The sequence below is a fragment of the Rufibacter roseus genome (genome assembly GCF_001647285.1).
GTDB lineage: Bacteria > Bacteroidota > Bacteroidia > Cytophagales > Hymenobacteraceae > Nibribacter > Nibribacter roseus.
Genome location: NZ_LRML01000001.1, coordinates 377,758 through 391,256 on the forward strand (window position 1 = coordinate 377,758; position 13,499 = coordinate 391,256).

A 13,499-nucleotide genomic window follows, 5' to 3' on the forward strand; every position below is an offset into this window, starting at 1 on the left:
GATAGGGTTATCCGAGCTGCAGAGAAGAGAGCAATTGATTCAGCGAAGAGAGTTTCTGCTCCAACGTAAGTTGGGTCTGTACGGCGTCGTCTTCCGTCTTTATCTTATCGGCGGCGGTTTCAAGGGCAATCATGGCCAGCAAATCTTGCTTGTCATGTATGCCAAACTGCTCCCTGAATAAACGGATGCGTTCGTTCAGGTACTTACCCGCTTGCCGTAGCCTTTCTTCCTCGTCCTCGTTTACCCGCATCGGATACTCGCGGTCGGCTATCTTGATTCGTATAGATAACTCACTCATTTCCAGATGCTGTATTGTGCTGCCGTGGCGCGTTGGTCTGTTATCAGGTTGCAGTGCGATGTACTACAGGTGTAAAAATGCCGCATCTCAATCCTAAGGTTCTTTATTGTAAAAAAGCGTGTAATCACGCGTAAAGAGAGAACAAATAACATTCGCAACCAGACAGCCCGTTCTCCTATTCCCTTAAATAAGCGATGCACTTGTCGATTTCTCTCAGGTACTCGTTTATTTTCAGCTTCAGTTCCGTTGAACTGGTAGTGTCTACTGCTATGGTTTGTACAATTTTACTAATATTATCTTGATTCTGAAAATTTTTTATCTCAGAGTCTTTTTCCTGAATGACCTGTTGCAAACGCTCAATTTCGCGGTGAGCGGCCTGTAGCTGTTCCTGCCCAGCCTGGTATTTCTGTACCAGTTGGTGTACTTTGCCCTCAATGGACTGTATCTGCTGAAGGTAGCTTTGGTTAGGCATTTTACTTCCGGATTACGGCTCCTAATTGGTGCTCAAACTGTTGCATCAACCGGTTCATGGTTGAATCAATTACCTTGTCGGTCAGGGTCTGGCTTTTGTCTTGCAGCGTGAAACTGATGGCAATGGCTTTTTTACCACTTTCAATTTTATCGCCCTCATACACGTCAAACACGTTCACGTCTTGCAATAATTTTCTTTCCACGCGCTGAGCCACTTGCTTTATCTGGTCAAAGGTAACGGTTTTGTCCAGCACCAGACTCAGGTCACGGCGCACCTCAGGGAACTTAGATAATTCCTCAAACACCAGCTTGTCTTTGTAGTTGCGTAGCAGGTAATCCCAATTGAGCTCTGCGTACCACACTTGCTCTTTCACGTCAACCTGTTTGCACACGCTGTCTTTCAGCAAGCCTACATGGCCTAGCGTGACATCGCCCTTCTGGTAAACCACGCCACCGGCCAAGTAAGGGTGTTCACTTGGTTTGGTGGTATAGTTAGGCTGGCGGCAAAGCGTAAGCACTTGCTGTATCTGACCTGCCAAATCATGGAAAGAACCTTTGCTAGTGGCTTGTTGCCAGCTTTCAGAAGCTTTGTTGCCAGTCAGGAACAGAGCAAGATAGTTGTTCTCTTTGAATTTTTCGCCGTCTTTGCGGTATACTTTACCAATTTCAAAAACCTTCAGGTCACGCTGGCGGCGGTTAATGTTGTGGCGCAGAACTTCCAGTCCTGAGTACACCAGAGTTAAGCGCATAGCGTCAAGGTCCTCAGAGTTGTAGTTCAAAATAGGTACCAGTTCTGACGGCGTGTTTCCTTCAGAGTCTTTGTAGTAGTTGGAGTTCGTGAGCGAGTTGGTAATCATCTCCAAATACCCATTGGCCGCCAGAGAATCCGCTATGCGCTTGGTGATTACCTCAGGGTCTGGGTTCGGGAACTGTGCCAAGTAGCTGGCCGCCAAATTCTCGCTCAGCGTAATGTTGTTGTAGCCATAGATACGCAGCACTTCCTCCACCACATCAGCCTCACGGGTCACGTCAACTTTGTAAGGTGGCACGGTCAGCAGCAAACCTTCTGCCGTTTCCTCGGCCACTTCAATGCCCAAGTCTGTCAGAATTTCTTTGATTCTGTCTTCACCGATGTTTTGGCCAATCAGTTGGTTTATTCTGGCGTAGCTCACCTGAATTTGGGTAGGCTCTACCGGAGTAGGGTACACGTCTACAATTTCAGAAGAAATCTCGCCACCGGCTACTTCCTGTATAAGAAGGGCAGCCCGCTTAAGAGCTGTGATGACCATGTTAGGGTCAGTGCCGCGCTCAAAACGGAACGAAGAATCAGTTTTAATGCCGTGCGTCTGGCTTGTTTTTCTGATGCCGGCAGGGGAGAAGTAAGCGCTCTCGATGAAAATGTTCTGCGTTTCTTCGGTTACTCCTGAGTTCAAGCCTCCGAAAACACCCGCTAACACCATCGGCTCCTCTGCGTTGCTGATGGTCAAGTCTTCCGCACGAAGCGTCCGCTCCACACTGTCAAGCGTGGTGAATTTAGCGCCTTCGGCAGCATTCTTCACAATGATTTTGCCGCCCTTGATTTTGGCAGCGTCAAAAGCATGCAGCGGTTGGCCCAGCTCGTGCAACACGTAATTTGTAACATCCACCACGTTGTTGATAGGCGACAGGCCAATGGCGCGTAAACGCTGCTGCAACCACTTTGGTGACTCCTGCACTTTCACTCCAGAAACCGTTACTCCGGCATAGCGCGGGCAAGCCTCTACGTTTTCAATCTCCACTGAAATAGGCAGGTTGGTATTGGCAACCTTGAAGCCGCTCAGGTCGGGCAGTTGGTAAGGCGTTTTAAGTAGGGCCTGCAGGTCACGCGCCACGCCCAAATGCGAAGCGGCGTCGGCGCGGTTCGGGGTGAGGCCAATTTCAAACACTTCATCTGAGGCCAAGCCGAAGTACTGTGCAGCCGGAGTACCGTTGGGTAAATCCGTGTCCAACACCATGATGCCGCCGTGGTCGGTGCCAAGGCCAATCTCATCTTCGGCGCAAATCATACCCTCCGATACGGCTCCTCTGATCTTTGACTTTTTGATTTGGAAAGGTTCACCGCCTGCTGGGTACAAAGTGGCTCCCACGGTAGCCACCACTACTTTTTGACCGGCTGCCACATTAGGGGCACCACAGACAATGTGTTTCGGGTCGCCTTCGCCTATGTCAACGGTGGTTACACTTAGTTTGTCGGCATCGGGGTGTTTGGCGCAGGTGAGTACCTCGCCAATGACCATGCCTTTCAGGCCGCCGGGTACAACCTCTACGGTGTCAATGCCTTCTACCTCCAAGCCGGCATCAGTGAGGAGTTTGCCAACTTCCTGGGCGGGTTTATTGATAGATATTAAAGTCTTGAGCCAATCAAGTGATATGCGCATGGTATTGTGTTCTCTGTTTATGACGGGTGCAGCCACGCCGCACCACCAGCCGTTTTCGGGCTACAATTTTCAAAATTACCAAAAACTGGTAAACATGGAATAAAATGTTTTTGGAGTCGTGAGTTCTGAGTCGCGAGTTTTGAGTCAGCATGTTATTTTGCCTTTCTGGTTGAAGTTGCTGCGTTCTGAATGGCAACTGGCAAAAGCGCTCGCAGGTCTGGAAGACACTGCGAGTTCATTGGAGCTTGCTAGGCTTTACTTCTTCTGACTCGGGACTCAGGACTCGCGACTCAAGACTTGCCAAGTTTCACTTGGCATAATTCTTCTCGCCTGCAGGAATTTTCACCTTTAGCCGGTTTTCAGCCGGGGGCATGGGGCAGGCGAAATCAGGATTGTAAGCGCAGAACGGGTTGTAGGCTCTGTTAAAATCCAGTACAATATTGCTGCCGTTTGGAATGGCGTCTAAATAGCGGCCACCGCCGTAGGTCTCGAAGCCATTGGTTTGGTCGGTGAACGGAATGAAAAGCGAATCTGAGGTGGTGCCGGCTTTTTGGTAAAGGGTGAGGGTGTGCTCCTGGCCTTCAAGTTCAAAGGTGGCTTTGCCTTTCACGTAGTAAGGTTCCTGCGTGCCAGTAGTCATGGGCATTGCTACTGGCTCCGGCCGCTCTTCGGCCTTGAAGTCAGCAGTTATTTCATAGTCGCGGGATGGGGTGTAATAATTCAAGCCTCTGAAGGTGCGACGGATGGAGTCTGGCAGCGGAGAATTGGTGACGCTATGGAAGTTCAGGTCTTTGTTTTCCCGAAACCTCTGAACAGCTTGTACATAGCTCTCATCGTTGAAGAACAGGTCTTTGACCAAATAACCGAAGATGAGCAGCACGCCCAGAATGATGATGTATTTTATTCCTTTCATGAACTAAGGCAGGTTGAGCGCGCAAGTTCGGAAAGAAAAGTGGAAACCTCCACTTCCCAAGTATGAAGTGATTCTAAAGTTACGTTTTGGGCTTGTTTTCTTAAAAAGAGGTCAAAAACAGAAAAGGCAGCCACTTTTTAGTGACTGCTTTTTCTGTTAAACAATCAACAACCAGCAATCAACTATTCCTAAAGAAGGTCTTCATCAGCAAAGCTGTAATAGCTGCTGTCCGTAAAAATTAAATGATCCAAAATTGGCAGATCTAACACTTTTCCGGCCTCCTGCAGCTTTTTGGTTAGAGAAATATCAGCGGCGCTAGGTTTTAACTGTCCCGATGGGTGGTTGTGTACCAGAATGATGGCACTGGCCAAATTCTCCAGAGCGTGCTTGAAAATCAGCTTCGGGTCGGCCACGGTGCCGGCCACCCCGCCGCTGCTGATCTGGATCTTCTTCATGATGGTGTTGGCGCGGTTGAGCAAGATAATCCAAAACTCCTCGTGCGGCAAATCCAGTAAATGCGGACGGATGTACTCGTAAATGTCGGTGGAGCAGGTGATGCGGGTTTTTACGGTGGGGGCGGCTTCTTTGCGTCTTCGGCCCAGTTCCAGCGCGGCCACAATAGAAATGGCTTTGGCCTCGCCAATACCTTTATGCTTCTGCAGTTCCTTTACTGTAAGGCGGGCTAGGGCGTTTAGGTCGTTGTCTACGGCCTGTAAAATCAACTTTGCCACATCTACCGCACTCAACTTGGCGGTGCCGGAGCCTATGAGAATACCAATCAATTCGGCATCTGAGAGGGCGGCGCGGCCTTTAAGCAGGAGTTTTTCGCGGGGGCGGTCTTCTTCGGCCCATGATTTGATAGAGAGAGGGGCGGCGGCGTACACGGTAGACATGTGTTTTAAGCTTCTTTTTCTGAAATCAATCTGAAATTGCCAATAGAATTCTAAAGCCGAAGAAATAGTTCAGCGGTGGGTAACGATTTACCGTAAACCCTTCGTTGTAGCGACATATATTTGCCGCATTTTAATGCTTTATAAGACCTATGGTTCGTTTGATCATTACCCTACTGCTGGTATTTCTAATTGATCTTTATGTTTTCCAAGCCGTGCGCACTGTGTCTGAGGGACTCACCTCAGGAGGAAAAAAGGCGGTTTATGTCATTTACTGGGCAATCAGCCTCTTTACCCTTGGCACCCTATTGCTGGCACTGCTAACTAGAGGTTCGGCACCTAATCCTGCCCGCATGCAGGTGGCCAATGTGCTGTTCATCTTGTTTATCTCTAAGTTGGTGGTGGTGCTGTTTCTGCTCCTGGATGACCTGGTGCGGCTTACGCAGTGGCTGTCAAACAACTTTAGGGGGGCAGAAAAGGAGAAGTTTGACCTTTCAAGGCACAAGTTCATGAGCCAGCTGGCTTTGGTGATGGGCGCTATTCCGTTGGGCACGCTTATTTGGGGAATGGTACGTGGTGCCTATGCTTACCAGGTGAAAAAAGTGACGCTGAAATTTCCGAACCTGCCTCAAGCGTTTGACGGGTTCAGAATGCTGCAGATTACCGATATGCACGCTGGAAGTTTCCATTCTGCGGAGCCTCTTAAAGAAGCGGTGGCGCTGATTAATAAACAGGCAGCCGATGTGGTGGTGTTTACCGGCGACATGGTGAACAACCTGGCCTCTGAGGTAGAACCGTACGTTGATGTTCTGGCTCAGGTGAAGGCCCCTAACGGCGTGTACTCTATTTTAGGAAACCATGACTACGGCGATTACGTGGAGTGGCCCAGCCCGGACGCGCAGCTTCAAAACATTCAAACGCTAATACAGCACCAGCGCCGGGCTGGCTGGAAAGTGCTTTTAAATGAGCACCAGGTGCTGGAGCGAAATGGGCAGAAAATTGCAATTCTTGGAGTGGAGAATTGGGGCGCGCAAATGCGGTTTCCTAAATACGGTAAATTGGGCAAAGCCTATGCCGGTACTGAAGAACTGCCATTCAAAGTGTTGTTGTCACATGACCCCTCACACTGGGACGGCGAAGTGAACGTGAAATACCCTGACATTGACCTTACCCTCTCTGGCCACACCCATGGCATGCAGTTTGGGGTAAACATTCCGGGTTTTAAATGGAGTCCCGTGCAATATGTATACAAACAATGGGCTGGGCTGTATAAAAAAGGAAGGCAGCACCTGTACGTGAACGTGGGGCTGGGCTTTTTGGGCTATCACGGGCGCGTGGGCTTTTTGCCGGAAATAACTGTGTTCGAGTTTAAGCGCAGTTAAACCTAAACTTCAAAATTTTAAAACTTATTTTGTGAGACAGTGCAAAAGCTGTTTCAGGGCTGTTTTTACGAAATTAGCCCTGAAACAGCTTTTTTTAATTCAATTGGGTAAATATGTGAATGATAGTTTTGTTTAGGATGTGTTAGATAAGTGCAATAATGAAGTAACCTGAGGTTTTGCTGAGCGTACAATGAGGGGCTTGGCCAATGTGGCATAAGCATATTTTTAAACTGACATCTGAAAAATATGAAAAAGCAATTTTTGATGCTGATGGCAGCTGGGGCTTTAGTGTTCTCCGCTTGCCGCGAAGACGCAGGCACCACCAGAGAAACCAACGAAAACGACAGCAGCACTCCAGACAACGCCGCTGGGCCTAGCGACAACACCACTTCTTCTTTAAAGGAATATAACTTTGACGAAGAATACCGCGACAGGGCTAACCGTATGGTTAGCCAAGTGTCGCAGGATCTTGATTTAGATACTTCAGCGCAAGCCCGTCTGCGGACAGTGTACTATAACCGAGCACGGCAGATAGACGAATTGGAAACCCGTTTCAGCAGCACCAACCGTAGCGGTGGTTTTGCCGCAGATAGCGGTGACATGACAATAGGGGCTGATGCATCAATGGATGCCAATATGAATGCTACTGGGGCTACGGCAAGTTACCCTGACAACTACTACAATGAGTTGGAAAGCATTAACAGCACCGTAGACACTGAGGTGAGAGGTTTTTTAACTTCAGATCAATTTAAACTTTACCAGGCAAACCGTCAGAAATATTACGAGGCAGACATGAAGTTTAAAGCCGAGAACGGTGGAAAATTGAAAATTGATGGTGAGGAAGCAAAACTTAAAACCGATGACGTGAAGATAAAGCGTGAAGGGGATGAGTATAAATACAAATCAGATGATGTTAAGATCAAGCGCGAAGGCGACGAGTCAAAGCTGAAAACAGATGATCTTAAAATAAAGAAGGAAGGCGATGAGATGAAAATCAAGACCGATAATTCTAAAATAAAAGTCGAGAATTAACCGTTCTCTGATTAATTTTGAAAGGCTTGCCCGTTAGAAAGGCAAGCCTTTTCTTTTGTAGCATCAAGATGTGCTTTTCGGCGTATGGCAAAACAGTTTCGGTATCTTTTTTTCCTGTGGGCATTGGTGGGGGCGGTGTTTGGTGTAAAGGCTCAGACGCCGGGGCACATGCTCTGGGTGAGCGGCCAGGTGCTGCAGGAAAAAGATAAGACACCTATAGCCGGCGTTTCTGTGTACCGCAAAAGCACTGGTGAAGGCCTAGCTACTGATGAGCAGGGCCGGTTCCGGATTCAAATGCCTTCTTCAGACACATTGGTGTTCCGTTTTTTAGGGTATAAGCAAAAGTACTATGTGCCCTCCTTGCGCAGTGTAACCGAGCTGCGGGTAAATATTCTATTGGAGGAAGAAAGTGTGCAGCTTAAAGAGGTAAAGGTGTCACCCATGGCCAGCGCAGAAAAAGTAGACCGGGTGCTTCGGAACATGAAGCCCCGCCCTGAGCCGCCCAAGCCCCGCATCAATCCGACGGTGCCCATCATCATTATTCCAGAGGGGCCGCCAGAGCCTATCAATCCTATCTTAAATCCGCTTAGTTTCCTGTATGAGCAGTTCTCTAAAGAAGGGCGGCAGCGTAGCCGCATAGCCCAACTTATTGCAGAACGGGAGCGGCAGAAAGCGCTAGAGCGCATAATGCTGCAACAAGACTCTATTCGTCAGGCCCGCATCCGGTATAACCGCTTTTTTAGAGACACCACCAGCTTTTATGACCCCAGCTGGGCTCCAAACATCCGTTAGGCGAATATTTTTGGTTACCTTTGTCCTTGATTCTCAGAATCAGTACGTATAGATTTATTTTATTTTAAAACAGAAGGTGAGTGACTTATTTTGGCATTCCCTCTGTTGGTCAATTATTCATTCTGTCTTTAAAATATGCACTTGAACAATATCATTGAAGCCATTGGTAACACGCCGCTTGTAAAACTGAATAGCGTTACCCAAGGTGTCAAGGCCACTGTGCTGGCCAAAGTAGAATACTTTAACCCAGGCAACTCGGTGAAAGACCGTATGGCGCTGCGCATGATTGAAGACGCTGAGAAGGCTGGAATTTTGAAACCTGGCGGAACCATTATTGAAGGAACCTCCGGTAACACGGGCATGGGTTTGGCGTTGGCAGCTATTGCTAAAGGTTATAAGTGTATTTTCACTATGTCTGACAAGCAGAGCCAGGAGAAGATTGATATTCTGAAAGCGGTTGGCGCTGAAGTACGGGTTTGTCCTACTGACGTTGCGCCAGAGCACCCAGATTCTTACTACTCAGTGGCCAAGCGCCTGAACCAGGAAATCCCGAACTCGTTTTACCCAAACCAGTACGACAACCTTTCTAACACCGCGGCTCATTATGACACCACTGGTCCTGAAATCTGGCAACAGACCGACGGTAAAATCACCTGCTTCGCGGCGGGCGTGGGTACCGGCGGAACTATCTGCGGTATCACCAAATTCCTGAAAGAGCAGAACAAAGAGCTGATGTCTGTGGGTATTGACACCTATGGCTCTGTTTTCAAGAAGTACAAAGAGACCGGTATTTTTGACGAGAACGAGATTTACCCTTACAAAACCGAGGGTATTGGCGAAGACATTCTCCCCAAGAACGTAGACTTCAGCCTCATTGACACCTTTATTAAAGTAAGCGACAAAGACGGAGCCGTTATGACCCGCCGGTTAGCCAAGGAAGAAGGACTGTTTGTAGGTTGGTCTAGCGGCTCAGCGGTTTACGGGGCACTGGAGTATGCCAAAGAGCACTTAACCGAAAATGACGTGATGGTAATTGTACTTCCAGACCACGGCACCCGCTACCTGGGCAAAATCTACAACGACAACTGGATGCGCGAGCAAGGCTACATTGACTAAAAGACAGCTTTAAGATTATATAAAGCGGCTAACTGGAGAAATCTAGTCAGCCGCTTTTTGTTTTAGGCCTGTTTCAGGAGAATAAGGCTGAAAATGAAATTTGCTTGTTTATAGTGCAACGTATGGCAATTGGTCATGGCGCAAGCGTCCGCTTGTGTCCGTACGCATTGCGGAAATAAACTGTCTTCAGGCTTATCCTGTCTGCAGCGGCTTTACCCTCCGCCGTTGTTGGTGTTATCAACAACAACTAAAAACTGCCCCAACTCAAATAAGCGTAAGGACACAAGCGGACGCTTGCGCCATTAAAAGAGCCGAGTCAGTAGTGGACCTCTAAAACTCGTACTTCAGGAAGATGTGCACTACCACACTAACACCGGCCAAAAGCAAACCAATGCCAATCATTTTCTCTGAGGTATGCTGGCTAGACTGATCTTCCTTCTTTAAAAATCGACCTAACATAGCCCCTACAGCAAAAGCCAGCATTAGGGGTAGGCTTTTGCGCCAGTCAATGTGGCCTAGCCAATAGTGCGATGAAATGCCCGAGAGGCTGGTAACTACTAAAATGAAAAGCGAAGTGGAAATGGCAATTTGGGAGGGAATTTTAAAAGCCCTGATCATGATAGGGGTTTGCAAAAATCCGCCGCCTATCCCGAACAATCCCGCCAATGTACCCGTGCAGAGCCCGAAAAAAGCCATTAGGCTTCCGTTTAACCTGTACGCTTTGTGCTTGGTATGGAATTTACGGATGAAGGAGGTGGGCATGCGGTTGAGGCGGTACATCATGCCTTGCTTGCGCTTCTGCTTTTTCTTGTATGTGGCCAGCATGTAAATTCCGGTGGCAATCACGAACAACGCAAAAAACGCCTGCATTTGCAGCACCGGTATATATGCCACCAGAAAGGCTCCAATCACTGTGCCTATCATGGAAGGTAGCTGCAGCAGCGAGGCTACCACATAATCAATGCTTTTTTCGCGGTAGTTAAAGATGGAAGAAATTAGGGCAGAGGGGAGCAACGCGCACATAGCCGACCCAATGGCCAGCTCGATCGGGAATTGAAAGAAGATGATGAGGATTGGCACCATGAACACTCCACCGCCGAAACCTATCATAGTGCCAAAGGCACTGACAATAACTCCGGCAAAAAAAATGAGTATCTCGGTTAGCAAGGTGAATGCTTTAATTAAGACTACAAAGTACGTAATTGAAGACCATGGGTATATAGAAAGTTTCAGCCTTACTCCAACCTCTCTTTATAGTGAAGATGGCTCTCCACTTCACACGTTTTGGAGCTATTTTTCAGAAACTAGGCCTAAAACAGTCTTGCCTGCCGCAAGTTTAGCGCCAGCGTAACTTGTGGCTACCAATGGCGCCAGTTTGTAACTGGCTAAGTGCATTGTCATAGAGTAGCTATCTGCACAGCGAAGGGAGTCAGAGGCTGCCTATCATTGTTAGTTGGCAATCTTTATACTCTCAACAGTACAAGAATATACCGTTACTCCCAAATGCCTCAACCCTAACCACTAATCACTAACAACTTAGTTTACTCTCGCACCAGCACATCTACAAACTGAAAGTTCTGTCCGTCAAATAAACCTTTATCAGAGAGCTTAAGGGCAGGAATCACTAGCAGGGCCATGAACGAAAGCGTCATGAAAGGGGAGATGAGGGTGCTGCCCATTTCTTTGGCGGTGCGGTCTAACTTAGCATATTGGTCGGCTACCCAATATCCATCCTCGGCAGACATAATACCAGCAACGGGCAGAGGCAGCACTTCTTCGGTGTCTTCATACACCGCTGAAATTCCGCCTTTGGCTTCAATCAAGAGGTTGACGGCACGGCACAGGCTTTCATCGTCACAACCCACGGCTATGATGTTGTGCGAGTCATGACCCACGCTAGAGGCAATGGCTCCGCGGTTCAGCCCGAAGTTCTTGATGAACGCAATGGCAGGTTCAGTATTTTGGTAGCGGTTCACTACGGCCATCTTTAATACATCCTGCGCCACATCACTCACCACATTGCCATTTTCAATTTTTGGGTCTAATAATAGTGTGCCTGTAATCAATTGCCCGTCATAAGGTTCAATTACCCTGATTTTATTGGCCTCCTGAGCCGGTAGCTTGAATTGTTGCACAGTTTTGGGTTCGGCGTGGAAGTTGTTGATCACTTCACTGGGAGTGAATTCAATTTGAGTTTTCCCGTCTATTGCCACGAGTTGCCCGTTAATATAGGTCTTCAGGATGTTGAAGTTCTCTGGGTTGTCAATGACAATGAAATCGGCGGGGTCTTTTTCCTGCAGTAGGCCCACCTCCAGTTTGTAATGCTGTACCGGATTCACACAGGCAGCCTGCAGCACGTGGAACAGGTCATGGCCTTTGGCTAAAGCGCGTTTCACCAGTTCGTTGATGTGGCTTTCCACCAAGTTGTCAGGGTGCTTATCATCTGAGCAGAACATAATGCGGTCAGGGAATTCGGAAAGCAGCTCAATCAAGGCTTCAAAGTTTTTGGCGGCACTGCCTTCCCGTATCAAGATTTTCATGCCGGCGGCCAGTTTGTCGCGCGCTTCCTCGGCGGTGAAGCATTCGTGGTCGGTGGTCATGCCAGCGGCGGTGTAGGAGAAAGCCTGCTCGCCCCGCAGGCCAGGGGCGTGGCCATCAATCTGTTTATCAAACTTTTGGGCGAGGGTAATTTTCTGCATCACCAGCTCGTCGCCGTTCAGCACGCCGGGCCAGTTCATCATTTCGGCTAAATACTTCACCTCAGGCCGCAGAAACAGCTCTTCAATGTCTTCGGGAGTGATTTCAGCGCCAGCGGTTTCAAAAGATGTGGCGGGCACGCAGGAGGGAGCCCCGAAGAAAAACTTGAAAGGGACTTTCTGCCCATTCTCCAGCATGTATTCCACCCCCTTCAGTCCAAGTACGTTGCCAATTTCGTGCGGGTCAGATACGGTGGCCACGGTACCGTGCGGTACGGCCAGGCGGGCAAATTCAGAGGGCACCAGCATAGAACTTTCTACGTGCACATGCGCGTCTATGAACCCAGGCAAGATAAAATGTGTTTCGGCCACAGATTCCCGGGTAATCTTCATGATTTGGCCATCGGCAATTTCCAGCGTGCCCTGGAAAATTTCTTTGTTGAGAATATCAATGATGTTGCCGCTTATTTTGAAGAATCGGGGAGTAGTCATGGGTTGTTTTTGCGCTGTTTTGAGAAAAATAGGCCCGAAACACACACCAGAAGAAATTCAGGTGGCGTTCCGATAGATAACGTGTATCTTTGCAGTCAAAGTTAATGGTTTTGAGAAAGTTTTTTTCCCTTGGGTTAGTATGGTGCCTTTTGCTGGGAACAGTAAGCCCAGCTTGTACCCAAAAATCAACCTCATTGAGCAAGAAGACCAAAAGTTACCAGCGCAAAATGCGCTCTGGTAAGGGAATTCCTTGCCCAACCAAAGATTGCTAATTCAAACTTACCCTTAGGCACTGGTATGAAGAAGATTGTAGTGGCTCTTGACGGGCACTCTTCGTGCGGTAAAAGCACAACCGCCAAAAAAGTGGCACAAGAACTGGGCTACGCCTACATAGACACCGGCGCCATGTACCGGGCTGTTACCCTCTATTTTCTGGAGCATTACATAGACCTCACCAACCCTAAAAAGGTACAGGAGGCGCTAGATAACATAGAAGTTACCTTCCACCGGAATGCTAAAACAGCTCGTAACGAAGTATTTCTGAACGGACTCAATGTTGAAGATGAAATCCGGAAGATGTACATCTCTAACAAGGTGAGCGAAGTGAGCGTGCTGGCTCCTGTGCGCCATGCCATGGTTGCCGAACAGAAGAAGATGGGCAAGCGCCGCGGTATAGTCATGGACGGCCGCGACATTGGAACCGCTGTTTTCCCTGATGCAGAGGTAAAAGTATTCATGACCGCCGATGTAGAGACCCGCGCCAAGCGCCGTCAGGAAGAATTGCTGGAGAAAGGGCAGCTGGTGCCGTATGACGAGATTGTGGAGAACCTGCAGAAACGGGACCACATAGACTCTACCCGTGAAGAAAGCCCTCTTCGCCGTGCCGAAGATGCCCATTTGTTAGACACCTCGCATATTACTATAGACGAACAGGTAGACTTTGTGCTGGATTTAGTGCACTCGGCGCTTCTGCAGGAAGAAATGAACAATGGTTAATGAT

11 protein-coding genes and 1 pseudogene are annotated in these 13,499 nt (G+C 48.4%); 5 read left to right on the forward strand and 7 right to left on the reverse strand.

Going from position 1 to position 13,499, the window contains the following annotated elements; all coding sequences use genetic code 11:
* Positions 1 to 7: 7 nt before the first annotated feature.
* From A8O23_RS01205 to radC, 5 genes are all read right to left on the reverse strand, one after another.
* Positions 8 to 298, reverse strand: coding sequence for a cell division protein ZapA (locus A8O23_RS01205; protein ID WP_066615512.1), 291 nt, complete (start codon positions 296 to 298; stop codon positions 8 to 10).
* Positions 299 to 473: 175 nt separating this feature from the next.
* Entirely contained in the window at positions 474 to 770 is a 297-nt protein-coding gene (locus A8O23_RS01210) for a hypothetical protein (RefSeq protein ID WP_066615513.1), read from the reverse strand.
* Position 771: 1 nt separating this feature from the next.
* Positions 772 to 3,186, reverse strand: coding sequence for a phenylalanine--tRNA ligase subunit beta (gene pheT, locus A8O23_RS01215; protein WP_066615882.1), 2,415 nt, complete (start codon positions 3,184 to 3,186; stop codon positions 772 to 774).
* 307 nt (positions 3,187 to 3,493) lie between these two features.
* Positions 3,494 to 4,099, reverse strand: a complete 606-nt coding sequence (locus A8O23_RS01220) for a DUF1684 domain-containing protein (protein WP_066615514.1) — start codon at positions 4,097 to 4,099, stop codon at positions 3,494 to 3,496.
* A gap of 188 nt (positions 4,100 to 4,287) precedes the next feature.
* Complete coding sequence (gene radC, locus A8O23_RS01225) at positions 4,288 to 4,992, reverse strand: RadC family protein (protein WP_066615518.1); 705 nt, start codon at positions 4,990 to 4,992, stop codon at positions 4,288 to 4,290.
* Between the two features lie 149 nt (positions 4,993 to 5,141).
* On the opposite strand from radC, the gene A8O23_RS01230 reads away from it, so the two are divergent.
* The 4 genes and pseudogenes from A8O23_RS01230 to A8O23_RS01245 all read left to right on the forward strand — a co-directional run.
* Complete coding sequence (locus tag A8O23_RS01230) at positions 5,142 to 6,371, forward strand: metallophosphoesterase (protein ID WP_066615522.1); 1,230 nt, start codon at positions 5,142 to 5,144, stop codon at positions 6,369 to 6,371.
* A 246-nt stretch (positions 6,372 to 6,617) separates the two neighbouring features.
* On the forward strand, positions 6,618 to 7,403 hold the full coding sequence (locus A8O23_RS01235) for a hypothetical protein (protein WP_066615524.1): 786 nt from the start codon (positions 6,618 to 6,620) through the stop codon (positions 7,401 to 7,403).
* Positions 7,404 to 7,487: 84 nt separating this feature from the next.
* Positions 7,488 to 8,195, forward strand: a complete 708-nt coding sequence (locus tag A8O23_RS01240) for a carboxypeptidase-like regulatory domain-containing protein (RefSeq protein WP_066615525.1) — start codon at positions 7,488 to 7,490, stop codon at positions 8,193 to 8,195.
* A 135-nt stretch (positions 8,196 to 8,330) separates the two neighbouring features.
* Positions 8,331 to 9,308: pseudogene (locus tag A8O23_RS01245) on the forward strand (PLP-dependent cysteine synthase family protein); the annotation flags it as partial.
* 333 nt (positions 9,309 to 9,641) lie between these two features.
* Here A8O23_RS01245 and A8O23_RS01250 read toward each other — a convergent pair.
* Together A8O23_RS01250 and ade are read right to left on the reverse strand one after the other, a co-directional pair.
* The gene (locus A8O23_RS01250) at positions 9,642 to 10,478 is read right to left on the reverse strand and encodes a sulfite exporter TauE/SafE family protein (protein ID WP_239693298.1); all 837 of its coding nucleotides are present in this window, start codon (positions 10,476 to 10,478) and stop codon (positions 9,642 to 9,644) included.
* 374 nt (positions 10,479 to 10,852) lie between these two features.
* Positions 10,853 to 12,499: an adenine deaminase gene (gene ade, locus A8O23_RS01255; protein ID WP_066615527.1), complete on the reverse strand. Its 1,647-nt coding sequence runs from the start codon at positions 12,497 to 12,499 to the stop codon at positions 10,853 to 10,855.
* Between the two features lie 297 nt (positions 12,500 to 12,796).
* Between ade and cmk the strand changes: the two genes are divergently transcribed.
* The gene (cmk, locus tag A8O23_RS01260; protein ID WP_066615528.1) at positions 12,797 to 13,495 is read left to right on the forward strand and encodes a (d)CMP kinase; all 699 of its coding nucleotides are present in this window, start codon (positions 12,797 to 12,799) and stop codon (positions 13,493 to 13,495) included.
* Positions 13,496 to 13,499 lie beyond the last annotated feature (4 nt).